The sequence below is a fragment of the Psychrobacillus sp. 05T411 genome (assembly GCF_056396485.1).
Window position 1 is genome coordinate 77,908 of sequence record NZ_JBFTLO010000009.1, and the last position, 18,453, is coordinate 96,360.

At 36.4% G+C, this 18,453-nt stretch carries 18 protein-coding genes and 1 pseudogene; 8 read left to right on the top strand and 11 right to left on the bottom strand.

From position 1 onward, the window contains the following. Positions 1 to 97: 97 nt before the first annotated feature. On the bottom strand, positions 98 to 484 hold the full coding sequence (locus tag AC1DFT_RS09655) for a DnaJ family domain-containing protein (protein ID WP_477918980.1): 387 nt from the start codon (positions 482 to 484) through the stop codon (positions 98 to 100). A 92-nt stretch (positions 485 to 576) separates the two neighbouring features. Then, positions 577 to 1,656, bottom strand: a complete 1,080-nt coding sequence (locus AC1DFT_RS09660; protein ID WP_477918981.1) for an AI-2E family transporter — start codon at positions 1,654 to 1,656, stop codon at positions 577 to 579. 136 nt (positions 1,657 to 1,792) lie between these two features. On the opposite strand from AC1DFT_RS09660, the gene AC1DFT_RS09665 reads away from it, so the two are divergent. Continuing rightward, on the top strand, positions 1,793 to 2,236 hold the full coding sequence (locus AC1DFT_RS09665; protein ID WP_477918982.1) for an NUDIX hydrolase: 444 nt from the start codon (positions 1,793 to 1,795) through the stop codon (positions 2,234 to 2,236). Positions 2,237 to 2,430: 194 nt separating this feature from the next. Here AC1DFT_RS09665 and AC1DFT_RS09670 read toward each other — a convergent pair whose 3' ends face one another. Next, a complete protein-coding gene (locus AC1DFT_RS09670; RefSeq protein WP_477918983.1) occupies positions 2,431 to 3,867 on the bottom strand; it encodes a DEAD/DEAH box helicase in 1,437 nt (478 codons plus the stop codon). A gap of 16 nt (positions 3,868 to 3,883) precedes the next feature. Beyond that, positions 3,884 to 4,183, bottom strand: coding sequence for a cupin domain-containing protein (locus AC1DFT_RS09675; RefSeq protein WP_477918984.1), 300 nt, complete (start codon positions 4,181 to 4,183; stop codon positions 3,884 to 3,886). A gap of 207 nt (positions 4,184 to 4,390) precedes the next feature. Between AC1DFT_RS09675 and AC1DFT_RS09680 the strand changes: the two genes are divergently transcribed. Beyond that, a complete protein-coding gene (locus tag AC1DFT_RS09680; RefSeq protein ID WP_477918985.1) occupies positions 4,391 to 4,612 on the top strand; it encodes a DUF2187 family protein in 222 nt (73 codons plus the stop codon). On the opposite strand, the gene recQ is transcribed toward AC1DFT_RS09680, so the two are convergent. After that, positions 4,597 to 6,363, bottom strand: coding sequence for a DNA helicase RecQ (gene recQ / locus AC1DFT_RS09685; RefSeq protein ID WP_477918986.1), 1,767 nt, complete (start codon positions 6,361 to 6,363; stop codon positions 4,597 to 4,599). The genes AC1DFT_RS09680 and recQ overlap by 16 nt on opposite strands. A gap of 40 nt (positions 6,364 to 6,403) precedes the next feature. Further along, on the bottom strand, positions 6,404 to 6,631 hold the full coding sequence (locus tag AC1DFT_RS09690; protein ID WP_477918987.1) for a hypothetical protein: 228 nt from the start codon (positions 6,629 to 6,631) through the stop codon (positions 6,404 to 6,406). Positions 6,632 to 6,705: 74 nt separating this feature from the next. Here AC1DFT_RS09690 and AC1DFT_RS09695 point away from each other — a divergent pair, with 74 nt between their 5' ends. From AC1DFT_RS09695 to AC1DFT_RS09720, 6 genes are all read left to right on the top strand, one after another. After that, positions 6,706 to 6,834 (top strand): hypothetical protein, encoded by a 129-nt coding sequence (locus tag AC1DFT_RS09695; RefSeq protein ID WP_477918988.1) that lies wholly within the window; start codon positions 6,706 to 6,708, stop codon positions 6,832 to 6,834. A 37-nt stretch (positions 6,835 to 6,871) separates the two neighbouring features. Next, a complete protein-coding gene (locus tag AC1DFT_RS09700; protein WP_477918989.1) occupies positions 6,872 to 8,062 on the top strand; it encodes a class I SAM-dependent rRNA methyltransferase in 1,191 nt (396 codons plus the stop codon). A 235-nt stretch (positions 8,063 to 8,297) separates the two neighbouring features. Next, on the top strand, positions 8,298 to 9,659 hold the full coding sequence (locus AC1DFT_RS09705; RefSeq protein WP_477918990.1) for a sigma-54 interaction domain-containing protein: 1,362 nt from the start codon (positions 8,298 to 8,300) through the stop codon (positions 9,657 to 9,659). A gap of 212 nt (positions 9,660 to 9,871) precedes the next feature. Beyond that, positions 9,872 to 10,702 (top strand): beta-keto acid cleavage family enzyme, encoded by an 831-nt coding sequence (locus AC1DFT_RS09710; RefSeq protein WP_477918991.1) that lies wholly within the window; start codon positions 9,872 to 9,874, stop codon positions 10,700 to 10,702. Between the two features lie 6 nt (positions 10,703 to 10,708). After that, positions 10,709 to 11,752: a ketopantoate reductase family protein gene (locus AC1DFT_RS09715; RefSeq protein ID WP_477918992.1), complete on the top strand. Its 1,044-nt coding sequence runs from the start codon at positions 10,709 to 10,711 to the stop codon at positions 11,750 to 11,752. Between the two features lie 75 nt (positions 11,753 to 11,827). Next, on the top strand, positions 11,828 to 13,216 hold the full coding sequence (locus AC1DFT_RS09720; protein WP_477918993.1) for a GntP family permease: 1,389 nt from the start codon (positions 11,828 to 11,830) through the stop codon (positions 13,214 to 13,216). Between the two features lie 86 nt (positions 13,217 to 13,302). Here AC1DFT_RS09720 and AC1DFT_RS09725 read toward each other — a convergent pair. From AC1DFT_RS09725 to AC1DFT_RS09745, 5 genes and pseudogenes are all read right to left on the bottom strand, one after another. Continuing rightward, a pseudogene (locus AC1DFT_RS09725) lies at positions 13,303 to 13,469 on the bottom strand (thiolase family protein); the annotation flags it as partial. Positions 13,470 to 13,503: 34 nt separating this feature from the next. Further along, positions 13,504 to 14,832 carry a short-chain fatty acid transporter gene (locus AC1DFT_RS09730; protein WP_477918994.1) on the bottom strand — a complete coding sequence of 443 codons (1,329 nt, stop codon included), beginning with the start codon at positions 14,830 to 14,832 and terminating at the stop codon, positions 13,504 to 13,506. Positions 14,833 to 14,854: 22 nt separating this feature from the next. Further along, positions 14,855 to 15,799 (bottom strand): 3-hydroxyacyl-CoA dehydrogenase family protein, encoded by a 945-nt coding sequence (locus tag AC1DFT_RS09735; RefSeq protein ID WP_477918995.1) that lies wholly within the window; start codon positions 15,797 to 15,799, stop codon positions 14,855 to 14,857. A gap of 17 nt (positions 15,800 to 15,816) precedes the next feature. Continuing rightward, a complete protein-coding gene (locus tag AC1DFT_RS09740; RefSeq protein WP_477918996.1) occupies positions 15,817 to 16,641 on the bottom strand; it encodes a beta-keto acid cleavage family enzyme in 825 nt (274 codons plus the stop codon). Positions 16,642 to 16,823: 182 nt separating this feature from the next. Further along, positions 16,824 to 18,341, bottom strand: coding sequence for a sigma-54 interaction domain-containing protein (locus tag AC1DFT_RS09745; protein WP_477918997.1), 1,518 nt, complete (start codon positions 18,339 to 18,341; stop codon positions 16,824 to 16,826). Positions 18,342 to 18,453 lie beyond the last annotated feature (112 nt).

An 18,453-nucleotide genomic window follows, 5' to 3' on the forward strand; every position in this document is an offset into this window, starting at 1 on the left:
CATTTTATTATATGTTAACTCATTTTAATCTTAATTAAAAAGTAGGTTCACGTCAATATAAAAAAACAGAGTTCTCATAAAAATGAGCACTCTGTTTTTACCATCTTTTACTAGCTGTTTCGATTGTTTCTAAGCGAACGATACCTTTTTGCATTGGAGATGGACAGGATTTGTTGTATTCGATTATTTTTTCATTCACCTTCGTTACACGGAATTGCAAACCATCCTTGTGTCCATTTGTATATTTTTCGGCTATATCTGTTAACTCATCCCGAATCGCATGCTGAAGCTTTAACCAATGTGGTTTAAAGCCTGCATCCTGCGCTATCTTTTGAAAATGTTGAAATATATCTCCCGAAAAATAATCATCTGGTAAAGGTTTTCCTTGCCCTTTTAGATTATCCATACCGCCCGTTTTTTCATAATTTTTTAGAATATCCCCGATTAAATCATTACTTGGTCTATTGAAATTATCATTATCCATTAGTAGAACCCTCATTTCATTGAATGAACATGTGGTGCTTTTCCAATAAAAACATGATCTCAACCTAGCTTTTAGATCATAGTACTTTTTTATTAAACAGACTCCGTTGCGGCGTCTTTAATTTCTCCTCGGTGTGCATAAATATTTTTCAATATCGCTTTTATTACTGCATAAGTCGGAACTCCTAAAATAATTCCCCATAATCCAGCAATATTACCCGCAGCTAAAATAATGGTTATGACGGTCAAGGGATGAATATCTAATGATTTCCCCATTACATTCGGTGTAATAAGATTACTTTCAATTTGCTGCGAAACGAGCATAATAATCGCTACATATATTGCCATCTTAGGCTCTTGTATGAATGCGATAATAATCGCTGGTACAAGCGCAATATAAGGCCCTAGAAATGGAATAACATTCATCATCATTCCAAATAATCCAAGCAACAATGCATATCGAAGCCCAATCGCATAATAACCAATGAATAGCATAACACCGACTAAAAAGCTGACAAATAATTGTCCTTGAATATAGGAACGCAATACATCGTCAATATCAGCTAATGTTTTGCGGATCCAAGTTTTCTTATCCCCTTTAAAGAAATTCGCTAAAAAAGGAGCAAACTTTTCATGATCTTTCAACATATACACTAGGAAAAACGGTACAAGGACGAATAAGAAAACTCCTTGGAACACACTTTGGATAAACTTGATCAATAAGGAACCAGCAGCAACTGCAATTGTATCAACTCTACCGGACACTTCTGTTATTGTTTTTTGAAGAAACTCAGGAAAACGCTCTTGGTCTTCAGTTATATACTTCGAAAACTGTTGCACTTCTGATATAATCTCTGGTGTATTTTTTACAAGTGCATTTACTTGTTTTGTTAGATGTGGACCAACTAGCGCATAAAAGCCCCACCCAACTAATCCAATTACAAGAAAAACGGACAGTATACTGGCCCATCTTGGAAATTTTATAGACTCTAACCATTTTAAAAGTGGTTTTGTTAAATAAAACAAAACTCCCCCTATCAATAATGGCATAAAGATCGTTTGTCCGATAATAACGAATGGCGAAAAAATACTTTTTACTTTCATAAATAGAAAAATGATTAATAATGTCAATAGTATTGCTACGCCTATTTGAAACCAACGCTTATTTGTCAACAACGTTCACATCCTTACTTTTTACTCATTAATAAAATATACGATTCCCTATCTTGGAAGTTTCACATTATTATGTATCTTACCATTTTTTCCTGTAAACTAATATTAAAATCTTGCCTTTGAAAGGATAAAACGAATGGAATATTACAAGGAACTTCGAAAATATGTCGGCCATCGTCCATTAATACTACCAGGCTCCGTTGTACTTATAATGAATGAGCATAATGAAGTATTGCTGCAAGAAAGAGAACCCGGAGTTTACGGATTACCTGGCGGGCTAATGGAGCTTGGTGAAAGCCTAGAAGATACCGCTCGTCGTGAAGTTTTAGAGGAAACGGGATTACATATTGGAGAACTAAAATTATGTCATGTATATTCGGGCCCAGACTATTATATGGAAAATCCTAATGGAGATATTTTTTATTCGGTAACAGCAGTTTATAAAACGGCGGGATATGAAGGAAGCCTTTCAGCAGACGGGATTGAATCGCTTAGTCTTCAATTTTTTCAACCGAGTAATTTACCAGTTGGGATTTTACCATCTTATCGTACATTTATTGAAAACGAGCTTGGAGTTTAGGTAACTCCAAGCTCGTTTATGCAATCGTCGTCGTTTCACGCTAAGTAAACTTTTTACTTTGAGAATTGGTTGCTTTCATTTGTAATTTGGTTGCTTTCGTGCAGATTTGATTGCTTTCGTAATAGAAATGGTTGCTTTCGATGTCTGATTGGTTGCTCTTAGCCATTTATTGACAAAAATTCCTAGGCATTATTTTATTTATGTGCAATATGCACTTTAAGTTGTTTGCCTTTAATCGTTGTGTTTCTCATTGTTTTTAAAACAAGTGAGCCTTTGCCATTTAGAATTTCTACATAAGTTACATTGTCTTGAATCGTGATGATACCAATGTCATCTGCAGACATGCCGTTTATTTTGGCAATGGTACCAACGAAATCTACTGCGCGAAGTTTTTTCTTCTTGCCACCATTGAAATATAATTTCGTGATATTGGCATTTAATTGTTCATTTTTCGATTTCTTCAATTCTGGTTGTTCTTGCATTTTCAAATCAAATGCAGCACGATTTTTCGCTACTTCTGCAGCAGATAATTCCGGACCAGTTGGAATTTCAAAACCAATAAAGCTTTCGATTTCTTTCACAAATTTATCTTCAAATGGTGTTGCAAGCATAATCGACTTTCCACTACGACCTGCTCGACCTGTTCGACCTGTTCTATGCACATAGCTTTCTTGCTCTAGTGGAACATCATAGTGAACAACGTGCGTGATATCTTCAATATCAATTCCACGCGCCGCAACATCGGTTGCGATTAAATAACGGAAATCACCTTTTCGAAAGTCATCCATTACTTCAAAACGGTCTTCCTGCATCATGCMACCATGGATTTTATCTGCTGTATATCCTTTTTCGTCTAATATATCTACAAGTTGCTCTACCCGTTCTTTTGTACGGCAAAAGATGATGCAACTATCAGGATTTTCGATAATCGTCAGTTTTTCAAGGAATGAAAGCTTAAGTTCCTCCTGTACAACATACTTTACATGCTCAATATCCGGGGCATTTTCTTCGGCAGCATCGATTTCAATGGAAACCGGTTGCTTCATATACTTACTACTTAACTTTTTAATCTCATCCGATAAAGTAGCTGAAAATAACATCGTCGTGCGTTTTGTCGGAAGTAGTTTAATGATTGAAGTGACTTGCTCTAAAAAGCCCATATTCAGCATTTCGTCTGCTTCATCAATTACTAGATATTCAATTTTTGATACATCTAATGTCCCTTTTTCGATATGATCTAGCACACGACCGGGGGTACCAACAACGATATGTGTTTTTTGTTTTAATGCAAGCTTCTGCTTGGCAAATGGTGATTTCCCGTATAGGGCAAGTCCTTTTATCCGCTTATAACGACCGATATTTGTGATATCTTCTTGAACTTGAACTGCTAATTCCCTAGTTGGCGTCAATACTAATGCTTGCGGTTTGTTTTCTTCCCACTCAACCAGCTCACATAGTGGCGTTGCAAACGCTGCTGTTTTTCCGCTACCTGTTTTCGATTTTACTAAAATGTCTTGTTTTTTTAGTGCAACAGGGATAACTTTCTGTTGAACTTCCGTCGGTTCTGTATAACCTAATTGTTCGATTGCCTGTAAAATCTTTTCGTCTAATTTTAGTTCGTTAAAATGCACTATGCATAATCTCCTCTTAATTTCCAATTTTAATAACGACTACGTCTGAATCCTCTACTGCTTTTAATGAATGTTTTTCGAGTGGATTCATATGAAGAATATGTCCTGTCGTTACTAGTTGTTCTACGCCATCTACTGTAAATAATACATTCCCTTTTCTTACAACAATTAAAACATTTTCTTTTGCATCATGCTCTTTTATTTCTTCTCCTGTTCGCAATTGAATATTCATCACCTGATGGTTATCAAATTGAACCATTTTCGACACATACTTGTCTTTTTCTTCAAGTAAATATGGTGTTTCGATTAAATTCATGAATATTCCTCCCTATAACTAATTCCTTAATACTATCCTAAACATTAATTTCTAAGAAATAAAAATTCCATTTCGTTATTCGCTCATTTTTTTTAAAGCTTACTACCAATTATATCTAATAATCCCTATCACGCATTTTAATAGTTTATTTATGTTATAATAGAAGTATCGCTATTTGCGTAAAAAAACTAGAATAGAGGCAGATACATGAGTTTCCAACGACAACCAAAGGAAGTTTCAGACTTCGTAGCAGCACGGAAAATTGATGAGAAGATCTCTTTTACTCGTAATGATTGTGAAGTACAAGGTACTATTTTCAAAATTTTAGAACACTCCGTTATTGTCGAAATATCGATGGAAGATGCGAAAAAGATCAATGTTCCTTCCAATTTAACAGTAGTGTCTCATAAAAACTATACAGTGGTATAACGGTTAATCTCTTCTAGGAAAGCCTTTCCGTATTTATCACGTTTATTTGCACCGACACCGTGCACCTCTAAAAATTGTTCTTCGGTTTGCGGACGCTTTACACACATATCTTGTAGTGTTTTGTCAGAAAAAATAACAAATGGTGGTACACCTGCTTCGTCCGCAAGTTTTTTCCGAAGTACTCTTAAACTTTCAAATAACGGATCACTTTTCGCAATTTGTTTTGTTATTGCTACTCCTTTACGCATTACCTGCCTTTTTCCAAGTAATACATCCTTCCCTTTATCCGATACATATATGGTCGGTAAACTGCCATGATTTACTAATAGAATTCCTTCTGAAATCATAAACTCCATTAAACCTGATACTTCTTTTAAAGACCGGTCTTTTAATATTCCGTAAGTAGACAACTTCGTAAAACCGAAATCTAACACTTTTTTATTTTGCGAACCTGTTAATACTTGAGCTGTAATMGTTTTGCCAAACTTTTGCCCCATTCGAACAACACAAGATAATACCATCTGTACTTCTTTTGTAACATCTTGAACTTCCCGTGAATCCGTACAGTTCGCACATCTACCGCAAGTCTCTCCATCAGGTTCTCCAAAATAGGTCACGATAAACTGCTGTAAACAATTTTCTGTATGACAGTAATCGACCATCCCTTGAAGCTTCTCTAACTCCCCTGGAATTCGTTCTCTGTCCAAAGCTTGATCGATTAAAAAGCGTTGGGTTTGCACGTCTTGAGATGCATATAACACAACACATTCACTTGGTAACCCATCTCGTCCAGCTCTTCCCGCTTCCTGGTAATAGCTTTCCATGTTTTTGGGCAACTGATAATGGATCACGTATCTGACATTCGATTTATCGATACCCATTCCAAATGCATTTGTTGCTACCATTACTTGCGCTTCATCGGTTAGAAAACGTTCCTGCTCTTTATTGCGAAACGCTTCAGGAAGCCCTGCGTGGTATTTCGCGGTGCGCACTCCAGCTTTGTTTAATAAATCATATAGCTGGTCCACTGTTTTCCGAGTTGCCGCATAAATAATGCCAACTTCTTGCGCATTCTTTTTAATAAAATCTTTCAGAAATTTATTTTTGTCTTGTCCAAGTACGACCGAGAAAGTTAAATTAGTACGGGCAAATCCCGTGATCACGGTGCTATCTTCTTCAATTTGAAGCAATCTACATATATCCGCACGAACTTCTGGAGTTGCTGTTGCTGTTGCTGCAAGTACAACAGGTTCTACTTCAAATATATCTTTAAGTCTATGGATAGCACGGTAGCTTGGTCTGAAATCATGCCCCCATTGAGAAATACAATGTGCTTCATCGACTGCGATTAATGGTACTTTGACACGTTTTAATTGGTTTAAAAAGCTTTGCGATTCTAATCGCTCGGGTGCTATATATAGTAAACGATATTGTCCGTTTTGCACTTCTTCCATCGTTTCTCTTACTTCTTCTGCAGTCAGTGTACTATTGATGTAAGTGGCTGCAATGCCGGCTTGCACTAAAGTGTCTACTTGATCTTTCATAAGGGAAATAAGTGGGGAAATGACAATCGTAGTTCCATCTAACATTAACGAGGGGATTTGATAACAAAGTGACTTCCCGCCTCCTGTAGGCATAACACAAAGACTTGAATGATTGTTTAGCACGTAGTTGATAATCGTTTCTTGTCCTTCTCGAAAGGAATCGTATCCAAAATAATTTTGTAATAATTGGCGTGCATTCTCGAGCATTCTCTTACCTCCTGTCTATTTAAGAAAAAAGGGAAACAGATTACTTTCTGCTTCCCTTTTTGTTTGTATGTTGCGGATTTGACTTCGGGTCAACTTTTTGGACATCAGGTTTTAGTAATATGTAGCCAAGTCCTCCTGACATTATACAAGCACCTATTGTAATAAGGACCTTATGGAGAATTGGTACGTCCGTATGATCTTTTAGAATCCATGTTGCTAGTACTGCTACTACGACCATAATCGGAATAACTACTTTCGACTTTTTCACAACGAACTTCCTTCCTCGTACATATGTATAGTATATTGTACCATAAGAATACTAGTGAAAAGGAGTGAAAGCCTATGGAATCTATTTCTTTTATATTTGCCATTATCGCCTTCGTATTTGCACTAAATTCTGCAAATAAATATAAAAAACTGGAGAAAAGAGTAAAGCAACTAGAAAACCATAATCCAAACGAAAAATTATGAGATAATAAAAGAAAAACGAACTTTAAGGATGACGATTATGCCAAAAGAAATAGATATAAAAATAAAAGATGCACTCGCACAAGACTTACAAAAAGGAGTTCCTATTTTACTAAAAGACGGGTTCAATGAAATAGATTCTTTACCTGAAGGAGCCATTCTAAAACTGCGCAACCCGGCTGGTAACTTTGTCGGAAAAGGCTATGTAGGAAAGCAAAATAAAGGAATGGGCTGGCTTCTGACGAAAAATGAAAACGAACCAATCGATACGCACTTTTTCCAAAAGAAAATTGCAGCTGCGATCAAACATCGTACGGATTATTTCAATAGTAGCGATACGACTGCTTTCCGTGTATTTAACGGAGAAGGCGATGGAATTGGCGGCTTAACGATAGATTATTTTGATGGGTTTTACTTATTAAGCTGGTATAGTGAAGGGATTTATTCGTTTAAAGAAATGATTTTAGCTGGTCTGGAAGCTTCCGTTACCTATAAGGGTATTTATGAGAAAAAACGCTTCGATACAAAAGGTCAGTATTTGGAAGATGATGATTTTGTTAAAGGGGAACGTGGGGAGTTTCCGCTAATCGTGAAAGAAAGCGGACAAAACTTTGCCATCTACTTGAACGATGGAGCAATGGTTGGCGTGTTTTTGGATCAACGCGACGTTCGTCAAAAGATTCGTGATGCTTATTCTAAAGGCAAAACAGTGCTGAATACATTTTCTTATACAGGTGCTTTCTCTATTTTTGCTGCTGCAGGGGGCGCGACGAAAACAACAAGTGTGGACCTAGCAAAACGGAGTCTTAGCAAAACTACCGAGCAGTTTGAAGTAAATGGGATCGATGCAAAGGAACAAGATATTATCGTAATGGACGTTTTCGATTATTTTAAATATGCCAAGCGAAAAGAATTGTCTTTTGACGTTGTTATTCTAGATCCACCAAGCTTTGCACGTTCGAAGAAATATACTTTTAGCTCTTCTAAGGATTACACGAGTTTATTGAAAGATGCTATTGCTATTACTGAAAAGAACGGTGTCATCGTAGCCTCTACAAACAACGCAACATTTGGGATGAAAAAATTTAAAACTTTTGTAGAAAAAGCTTTTAAAGACAGTAATCGGAAGTACACAATTGAGGAAGAGTTTTCGCTTCCTAGTGATTTTAGAACATCTCCACTTTTTAAAGAGGGGAATTATTTAAAGGTATTGTTTGTAAGAGCGAAATAACACAATTAATCGCCAATTAAATTATTAATCTAAAAACCCCTCCAGATTGTATAGCTAAATCAGGAGGGGTTTTACTATTTCCCATTCATTTACGCTTCATATAGTAGTAGCATGGTAAACTTAATATCTATTACACTGAAAATATAGAAAAGTATGAGATAAGCATTTAAAAATCGTCACTCGATTCTACCATTAGAACATAATGGAATCGAAGTTAAAAGGAGATTGTGAAAAATTGGGAGAGTATATTGAATCTGTCGATTATAAGAAAATTTGTGATGAATTATACGATGGGATTTATATTGCCGACGAGAAAGGAAAGACTCTATATGTCAACAAGTCCTATAGCAGAATTACTGGATTGTCACCAGACCTTGTCTTAGGTAAGTATGTAAGTGACCTAATGAAAGAAGGTTTATACAAAAATGCTATAACACCAGACATTATTAAAACAAAAAAACCAATTAATGCAATGGCAGAAATTCGTACAGGGGTAAAAGTATTACTCTCTGGATCACCTATTTTGGATCAGGACGGCAATATAAAAAAAGTCGTCGTTATTAACCGGGATATGTCAGATCTTTTGGATATGCAAAAGAAACTGGTCGCATCACAAAATGAAATTGAACATCTAAGGAATTTACAAATAACGAATAAGTTAATAGGAAAAAGCGAAGAAATCCAGCCTATTATTCAAATGGTTCATCAAGTAGCCAATTTGGATGTAACTGTTCTTATAACAGGAGAAACAGGAGTAGGCAAAGAAGTGATAGGAAATGAAATTTATATAAATAGCGATAGACATGACAAACCTTTTATAAAAGTAAATTGTGCAGCAATACCGGCAAATCTACTAGAGGCAGAATTATTTGGATACGAAGCCGGATCCTTCACTGGAGCATCTAGTAAAGGGAAAATCGGTATGTTCGAATTGGCAAATAAGGGAACATTGCTGTTAGATGAAGTTGGGGAAATGCCCCTTGAATTACAATCAAAACTTTTAAGAATTATCCAAGAAAAAGAGGTCACCCGCGTTGGTGGAACGAAACCGATTAAACTCGATGTTCGAATTCTTGCTGCAACCAATTGTGATTTATATGAACTAGTGAAAAAAGGAAAATTCAGGGAAGACTTATATTACAGGTTAAATGTATTTCCTATCCATATCCCTCCCCTTCGAAATCGATTTTCAGATATTGAATTATTAACGAAACATTATTTAGGCATATATAACACGAAGTATGGAAAACAAGTAGGTTTCAATCCTGAAGTGTATGAGGTTTTCAAAACGTATACATGGCCCGGAAACATAAGGGAATTACAAAACGTGGTGGAGCGATTAGTTATTACCTCAGATAAATATAAAAAAATCAATATGGAATTAGCCAGAAAAATATTAAATATGGAACCGGAGAATACAGAAACACTAACTAGTGAGCTAAGTCTTAAAGAAATTGTAGAAAAAGTAGAAAGGAAGATAATAGAGAATGCACTAAAAGATTATGGCAGTACAAGAAAAGCAGCGGCCGTTTTAAAAATTAGCCAGTCATCTGTAGTAAAAAAGGCAAAAAAATTAGGAATTCATATAGGTGATTAGAAAAGGAATCAAAACTGATTCCTTTTTTAATCGCCTATGAATATCAAAAATGGACAGATAACTATAATCTCCATTTAAAAGTGATGAATTATTTCATCACTCCATTTTAATCAAGGAAGGAAAGTCTTTGATATTGCGTTTTTTATAGTTGGCACACAAATTGCATTATATAAAGCGAGTAACCAATTATATAGAAATCGAGGGGAAAACCGATGGAAAAACTAATCATTACAGTAGCGCCGACAGGATCACAAACTACTAGGGAGCATACACCGTATTTACCATTATCGCCAAAAGAAATTGCAGATTCTGTTTATGAATCATGGAAAGAAGGTGCAGCCATTGCCCATATTCACGTCAGAGACTACAAAGGAGACAACACACTTGATTTAGACACGTATAAAGAAGTAATTGATCGAGTTCAGGATAAATGCGATATTATTTTAAACTTAACAACTGCCGGAGGATTAGTGAATGATGAGGAAGCGAGATTAAAAGTTTGCGAATTAAACCCAGAAATGGCTACTTTCGATGCAGGTACGATGAACTTTGGCCAAGAAATTTTTCACAACACACCTTTCTTTTTAGAAGAATTGGCAGCGGTTACAAAAGAACGCCAAATAAAACCGGAAATTGAGATTTTTGATATCGGAATGATAGATAATGCTTTAAGAATTGCGAAAAAGGGCTTATTGGAAGAACCATTCCATTTTCAATTTGTATTAGGAGTCCAAGGTGGGATGCCAGCAACTCCTAAAAATTTAATGTTTTTAGTTGATAGCATTCCAAAGGGTTCCACATGGTCTGCAATAGGGGCTAGTAAAGATCAGCTAACCATTAATACGATGAGTATACTTCTAGGTGGTCATGTTCGAGTAGGAATGGAAGACAGTGTGTACTACCGAAAAGGAGAGTTAGCTACAACTAATGCTCAATTTGTAAAAAGAATTGTAGGGTTGGCTGGTACTCTTGGAAGAGAAATTGCTACACCAGATGAGGCAAGAAAAATTTTACAACTATCAAAAAATCTAATCAAGGGGTGACTATTTATGAAAATAGGCGTATTAGGAGTAGGTTCACTTGGGACAATTATTGGTGCGTTGATCACTAAAGGAGGATATGATGTTGATTTAATTGATATTAACCAGCAAAACGTAGACGGACTAAATCAAAATGGGGCAAAAATAACAGGCTTTTTAGAAGAGACAATTCCTGTAAAAGCTAAACATCCAAATGATTTAACTGGAAAATATGATGTGATATTCCTTCTTACAAAGCAAGTCTTTACTAAAGATTCACTGGAATCCATTCTTCCTTTTTTAAATGACAATAGTATAGTGTGTACCTTGCAAAACGGTATACCTGAAGAAAATGTTGCCGCCATTGTTGGAAAGGAAAGAACCATTGGTGGGGTAGTCGGCTTCGGGGCCACTTGGATTGGACCCGGGATATCCGAGCTGACAACTGAGCTAGAAGTAGTAAGAAAATACGCTTTTGATATTGGGGAACTTAGTGGAGAAATCACCGAAAGATTAAAGACAATCAAAGATATTTTAGAATCAGTCGGCTATTGTCAAATGGTTACTAATATTAATGGAATGAAATGGTCTAAGCTGTTAATGAATGCCACCTTTAGTGGAATGTCTGCAGCATTAGGGTGCACATTCGGAGATGTATTAAATGATCAAGGTGCTATGGGAAGTTTGGCAAACATCGCCGATGAAACGATTAAAGTAGCTCGAGCGAATAATGTCCAACTAGTAGAAATGCAAGGGAAAGACTTTGAGTTTTTAGAGCTGGAAAAACAAGAAGACATCCCTAAAAAAATGGCATTTTACGAAGAAGTGTGGGGACCTCATGCGAGCCTTAAAGCTAGTATGTTACAAGATTTAGAGAAAGGTCGTAAAACAGAAATTGATTTTATTAATGGTCATGTTTCGAAAAAAGGAAGAGAGAAAAATATCCTTACTCCTTACAATGATTTGGTCTGTGCACTTGTAAAAAAATCAGAAGAAACAAAAGATCTGCCAGTTTTTGCAGAAAATATGAATGAATTTAACTTAGTGAGCGATGAGCGAAAAGCACTCAATTGAAAGAATAAAATGTAGGAAAGGGCGGGAATAAACCCGCTCTTTCAAGCAAGTTATATGAAAAGGACGGTGTAACCAATGTTTATCGAAGTTATTGCTATTCTCATCTCATTAGGATTACTTATATTTTTAGCCTATCGTGGTTTTCCAGTTATCGTCATCGCTCCTATCGTCACATTATTAGCAGTTGCCCTTTCCGGTATGGCTTTATTACCTAGCTATACAGAAGTATATATGCCGAATTTGGCAAACTATATTAAAACATGGTTCCCTATTTTTATTTTAGGTGCGGTGTTCGGAAAACTAATGGAGTTAAATGGGGGTACAGCATCTATTGCCAAAAAGATTATGGAGCTCGTTGGCATAAAAAGGGCCCTTCTTGCAACAATACTCGCTTGTTCTATTTTGACTTATGGAGGAGTTTCCCTCTTTGTTGTGGTTTTCGCGGTATATCCATTTGCGGCAGCAATCTTTCGCGAGGCCGATATACCTAAGAGATTTATACCCGCGGTTATTGTCTTAGGCGGTTGTACATATACAATGGACGCCTTTCCAGGCACACCACAAATCCAAAATATTATCCCAACAAACTATTTCGGAACGGATGCTTATGCCGCTCCTATCACAGGACTTGTTGCAGGGTTAGTTATCTTCTCACTAGGTTATCTTTGGCTATCAAAAAGAGTGAAGAAAGCAAATTTAACTGGGGAAGGTTATGGAGAGGGTCACACGAACGAACCTATTACCAATCCAGATGAAAAAGTAGTGAACTTTTGGTTAGCTATTATTCCTTTAGTTGTTGTAGTAGTTCTAAACTTTGTATTTACCAAAACGAAATTAGCAGTAAGTCACTGGTATGCTCCTGAATTATTAGAACAAACTTTTAATGTTCAAAACTTAAGTAGTTTAACCTCCACATGGGCATTAATTGTAGCACTGGTATTTGGAATTATTGCTGCGTTACTCATAAATGTAAGGTCATTTACGGCGTCAAAGCTTTCCTCCGGGCTCACTATAGCAGCAAGTGGTTCATTACTAGCTGTATTTAATGTAGCGGCGGAAGTAGGTTTTGGAAATGTCGTTAAAACACTACCTGGATTTGAAGTAATTAGGAATGCGATTACAGGTATTTCTTCTCACCCATTGATATCCGAGTCTATTGCTGTTAACGTGCTAGCCGGCGTTGTTGGATCCTCATCTGGTGGGATGTCAATTGCCCTTGAAGTAATGGGGCAACATTATTTGGACTTAGCAAATTCCATGGGGATTGACCCAGAATTTCTTCATAGGGTTGCCTCCATGTCAGCAGGTGGCTTAGACTCACTGCCACATAGTGGTGCAACAATTACTATCCTTGCTATTTGCGGTCTTACTCATCGCCAATCATATGGAGATATTTTCGCTATTACGATTATGAAAGCACTTGTAGCGTTTGGCACTGCTGTAATACTTTCTTTCATTGTTTAATTTGATAGATTACAAACAGAAAGGGCTATCCTTAAAGTCATCACTAACGACTTTTAAGGGTTAGCCCTTTTTCTATTTTCTATATATCATCCACGTTGTACAATAGTTGCGACTCCTTGGCCACCGCCTATACATAAAGTTGCTAGTCCAGTTTTAACGTCACGCTTTGCCTTTTGTTTTGACATGACAACAACTGCTGCAGCCCCATCATTAATACCGGATGCATTGCTGTAACGGAACCGTCCTTTTTATAATCTTCTATTTATGAAATTAACAATTTTATTAAACTATGTGAAAAGTAATATACCTGCAATGGCTACTATATTTCCGACGATAAATAATAGAACAGAGAAGCCAATCAAATCCCGTAAATCGATTTTAACGATAGCAATTAGAGGTAGTGCCCAGAATGGACATACGATATTCCAAATACTTTCTCCCCAAGCAACACCCATTGCGACTTTCCAAGACTCCACACCTAAAGCTTCAGCTGCAGGTAACATAAATGGCGCTTGCACAGCCCAATGCCCCCCAGCAGAAGGAACAAATATACTAATAACTAAAGAAGAGAAATAACTAAATAACTCGAATGTTTCATACGTAGCGAAGCTTAATATCCAATCTGAAATAAGCATGACGAGTCCGCTTTCATCCATAATCCCCATAATCCCCGCATAAAAAGGAAACTGCAGGATAATGCCGGCAGCGGATGATGTCCCGGCAGTAATGGCATTCGAATAATTAATAAGGGATCCATGCGCTAAAATTCCTAAAACAATAAAAATAAGGATGACAGTATTAATATTTAAGTTAAAGCCGTTGTTGTAAAAGTAATATAATAGATATCCTAAACCAACTAGCCCTAGCGATAATCCAATAATTCTACTTTTATCAAGTCGTTCCGCTAACGTAAGACTGGATGCATCAACCTTTTCAGGCTCCTTTAATTCGTCTTCAAATAAAGAAGTATCTACAAGCACTTCTTGTCCTTTCTTCGGTGTCATTAATACACATAAAAGTGGAATTAAAATAACTAATGAAATAGTAATAAATAATGCTTGTGGCGCAAAAATTGTTTCTGTTAATGGAATTAATCCCATTTGTTCTTCCGCAAAATGTCCAGCCGTATTAATAAGAAGAGGGACAGATGCTGATAAACCACCGTGAGTAATAATAATACCTGAGAATGCAGCTGTTACTAAGAGACGGAAATCCACGTCTTTATGATGACGAGCAGCTTCCTTTGCTAAAAAACCGCCCGCAATCAAGCCAAGACCCCAGTTCAAATAGTACAAACCCATGGATGCTAAAGCGACAAATAATACTGTTTGCTTCGGCGTTCGAGGTATCTTTACAAGCTTTGCTAACAATTTTTTTACGACCTGTGAGGATGCTAAAGCATAGCCCGTTATAAGAATTAAACTCATTTGCATCGCAAATGGTAATAGTGAAAATAAACCGCCACCCCAATCGACGACTAGATCGGTCGGTGCTGTTTTCGTAAAAGCTAATGCTAAAACTGCTACTACTAGCGTAATGAGCCAGGCTAGCGTAAACGGATTCGGTAAATAGTTACGCATCACTTTTACGAAAAACAACAATGATTTGTTGATCATGACAAGTCCCCCTTGTTTACTGCTACATATAACTTTGTGACGCTTTTAATTGATGAATGAGTCTTTTATTAAACTGTTTTTTAATCTCTGCACTTTGCTTTTCATCATACTCAAAAAATCCTTTTCCTGTTTTAACCCCTAACTCCCCATCAGATACTTTAGTTCTTAATAGTTCATTGGATTGTTGACGATTGTCCATCACCTTTAACAGATTATCCCCGACTGTACACCAAATATCGAGTCCACCCATATCAGCGATTTCCAGCTGACCGGCGGTGGCATAACGGAAAGCCGGTCCGAATTTCAGCGCACGATCCACATCCTCGTAAGAAGCGATACCTTGCTCAATTATCGAAAATACTTCCCGTGCGATACCTTGCTGAATTCGATTTGCTACTAGACCTGGCACATCCTTTAATACTTTAATACATTGCTTGTTAATCGATTGATAAAGCTTGTCGACTTCTTCATAAATATGGAGTGGCATATTACCAAAGAAGGATAGTTCGACAATTGGCATAATATGAGCCGGATTATACCAATGATTGATCATCATACGTTGTTTACGCCCCTCACTCACGAGTGCCATCATACTTGCCAAATCCAAGCTAGATGTATTGCTTGCTAAAATTGTATGATTGGGACAATAAGCATCTAATTGTTTAAAAAGGTTTTGTTTTAGCTCTATAATTTCGGGTGCCGCTTCAATTACATAATCGCATTGTGAAACAGCTTCACGTAAGTCATTAAAATACTTAATGTTCTGGAGTACTTTTACAACTGTAGATTCTTCGATCACTTTTTCATCACTTAATAAACGAAGCTCTCGTTCTATATCCTTCGCTACACTGTATACTCGTACCTCGTCTACATCGTATAGATGAATTTCGTAACCACCGATTGCAAAACTCATTGCAATACTATGTCCCATCGTTCCAGCACCGATAACACCAATAGTCTTAATCATTTCCACGCACTCTCCCCTTATTTTAATCCTAAAATTTGGCGTGCTTCTGTAGGTGACGCTACTTCTTTATTTAATTCATGGATAATACGAACGGCTCTTTCCACAAATTCTGCATTCGATTTTGCAATTCTCCCTTTTGCATAATAAATATTATCTTCCATCCCAACTCGAATATGGCCACCCAGTGCTAATGTCGTATAGAGAATCGGTAAATGACCTTGCCCAATTCCAAAAGCGGACCATGTACTGTTTTCAGGGAGCAAACTCTTTAAATAAACAAGGTTTTCAACAGTGGCTGCTGTACCACCCGGTGCACCAAGAACAAATTGATAATGTGTTGGTTCTGCGACCAATCCTTTTTTCACATAATAAAGTGCGTTGTATAGCATACCTGCATCAAAAACTTCAATTTCTGGTTTCACATTGTTATCTAGCATCACTTGTCCAAGCTTTTCCAAAAAAGTAGGCGTGTTTAAGAAAAGCGTTTTGTGCATCCAATTCATGCTACCTGCGTCAAATGATGCCATCTCAGGTTTTAGTTCGATTAAATGGGTCATACGCGTTTCATCCGTCGCATTCAAATCACCTGAAGTTGTTAAATTTAAGATAATGTCACATTCTCGTCCACGGACAAGCTCCACCGTTTCTTTAAACCTTTCTTTATCCATCGTACCGTTACCTTCTTCATCAATCATATGTAGATGCGCGACTGCAGCTCCTGCTTTCCACACTTTAATTACATCATCTGCGATTTCTTGTGGTGTCAAAGGAATATTTGGATTTTTATCCTTCGCAGGAAATGCACCTGTCAACGCTGCTGTAATAATTACTTTATTTTTCATTCATACCACTCCTTCTTTTTATTACTAATCTTTATTGCAAGATGCATGCCATGTAGTAAATGGCTTAGAATAAGCATTGATCAATAAAAAAAAAGAAAAAATGATGAAAATTATCATCACCTTTTCCTTCATTTCTATTAAAACATCCTATTGTATACCTATTTTCTCGATGACATTATTCATCACATCCGATGATTTATATCATCTATATAACTAATTCCTAGCTTCTTTACCTTTTTTACGACAGTTGATTGGTCTATTTTTAATTTTTTTGCTGCATTCCGTGTACTTTTTGTTTCTTTTAATACATTAATCAAGATTTCTCTCTCTACTTGTTCAAGCATTTCTTTTAAACCAATTTCATCTCCAACTAAGTTTTCCGTAGTGACATTTGGATAAATGACGTTGTTAATTTGTGTTTTATTAATGGTCACTCCAGCTTCTGATATAATAATTAATCGCTCAATAATATTCTTTAACTCTCTTATATTGCCGGGCCACTTATATTCTTCTAATACCTGATAACCGCTATAATCAATCGAAACATTTTTACCATACTTTTTATTATATTTGTTCATAAAGAAATTGATTAATACCGAGATATCCCTTTTACGCTTTCTTAACGGTAAAATATGAATCGGCACGATGTTTAAACGATAATAAAGGTCCTCTCTAAACTTTCCTTGCCGACAAAGCTCTAATAAATTGCTATTCGTCGCCGCTAAAACTCGTACATCAAGTTTCTGTACTGTCGTGCTTCCTACTGATATGATTTCTTTTTGCTGAATGACCCGTAATAGTTTCGCCTGCAAATCTAGTGGAATTTCTCCAATTTCGTCTAAAAAAATTGTGCCATTATTAGCAATTTCAAATAAACCAGGTTTATCTTTTATCGCACCAGAAAACGCACCTTTCCTATATCCAAATAGCTCTGATTCCATTAAATGCGCTGGTATGGCTGCACAGTTAACTTTCACGAAGGGCTTATCGTTACGTGTGCTCTTTAAATATACTTCGTTGGCAATGACTTCCTTTCCAACCCCACTTTCCCCTGTTATTAAGACTGTCACATCTAAAGGAGCAACCTTTTGACTCATGTCAATAACTTGCTGAATTTCCTCACTATTGCCAATAATACTCGAATGAATATACCGCTTTTTTAAATGTTCTATTTCATTTACTTTTTCTAAGTTTTTTTGTTCAACTGTTGCCATTTTCTTTTCTGTAATCTCGAGCTGATTTTTCATCGACCATAAATCAGACAAATCCCGATCGATAACGACCACTGATTTAATATCCATATTTTCATCAAATATCGGTTTACCTGTAATAAGCATATCAACCCCATCTGCTGCTTTACCAATTGAATTCACTTGCTTTTTATATTTCAACACCTTTGGGGTAACTGCATTTTGATATACCCCTTTTTCTAATAACTCATCTACATATTGGTCAATAACATCTTCTCGCTTTAGTCCCGTCATCTGTAAATAAGCATCATTCACATACAATGTTTTTCCTTCTGCATTTGCTATATAGATTCCATCATATAAATTATCTAATGCTTCTTGATATAACAAGTGATCATAGTTGTTGATTATTGTGTAAAGTCCATCTAACAATAGTTGTTTTTCTTCTTCGCTACCTTTCGTCAACTTGTCATCTATTAATTGCCTAATATTCTCTTTCATTGTTGTCATCCATATTTCCCCCTTAGTAAAAAGAACTAATCATTTGAGTATTTATCGACATATTTGTTATTACATCATCCATCTATTGGATACATGAATCCCTATCTTTATGTCGTTTATT

Excerpts from the sequence above, each read along its gene's own strand:
- AC1DFT_RS09680 (WP_477918985.1), top strand. The coding sequence starts at position 4,391 with ATGAGTTTCCAACGACAACCAAAGGAAGTTTCAGACTTCGTAGCAGCA.
- AC1DFT_RS09700 (WP_477918989.1), top strand. The coding sequence starts at position 6,872 with ATGCCAAAAGAAATAGATATAAAAATAAAAGATGCACTCGCACAAGAC.
- AC1DFT_RS09710 (WP_477918991.1), top strand. The coding sequence starts at position 9,872 with ATGGAAAAACTAATCATTACAGTAGCGCCGACAGGATCACAAACTACT.
- AC1DFT_RS09740 (WP_477918996.1), bottom strand. The coding sequence starts at position 16,641 with ATGAAAAATAAAGTAATTATTACAGCAGCGTTGACAGGTGCATTTCCT.
- AC1DFT_RS09675 (WP_477918984.1), bottom strand. The coding sequence starts at position 4,183 with ATGAATTTAATCGAAACACCATATTTACTTGAAGAAAAAGACAAGTAT.
- AC1DFT_RS09715 (WP_477918992.1), top strand. The coding sequence starts at position 10,709 with ATGAAAATAGGCGTATTAGGAGTAGGTTCACTTGGGACAATTATTGGT.
- AC1DFT_RS09695 (WP_477918988.1), top strand. The coding sequence starts at position 6,706 with ATGGAATCTATTTCTTTTATATTTGCCATTATCGCCTTCGTATTTGCA.
- AC1DFT_RS09745 (WP_477918997.1), bottom strand. The coding sequence starts at position 18,341 with ATGACAACAATGAAAGAGAATATTAGGCAATTAATAGATGACAAGTTG.
- AC1DFT_RS09720 (WP_477918993.1), top strand. The coding sequence starts at position 11,828 with ATGTTTATCGAAGTTATTGCTATTCTCATCTCATTAGGATTACTTATA.
- AC1DFT_RS09665 (WP_477918982.1), top strand. The coding sequence starts at position 1,793 with ATGGAATATTACAAGGAACTTCGAAAATATGTCGGCCATCGTCCATTA.
- AC1DFT_RS09730 (WP_477918994.1), bottom strand. The coding sequence starts at position 14,832 with ATGATCAACAAATCATTGTTGTTTTTCGTAAAAGTGATGCGTAACTAT.
- AC1DFT_RS09655 (WP_477918980.1), bottom strand. The coding sequence starts at position 484 with ATGGATAATGATAATTTCAATAGACCAAGTAATGATTTAATCGGGGAT.
- AC1DFT_RS09735 (WP_477918995.1), bottom strand. The coding sequence starts at position 15,799 with ATGATTAAGACTATTGGTGTTATCGGTGCTGGAACGATGGGACATAGT.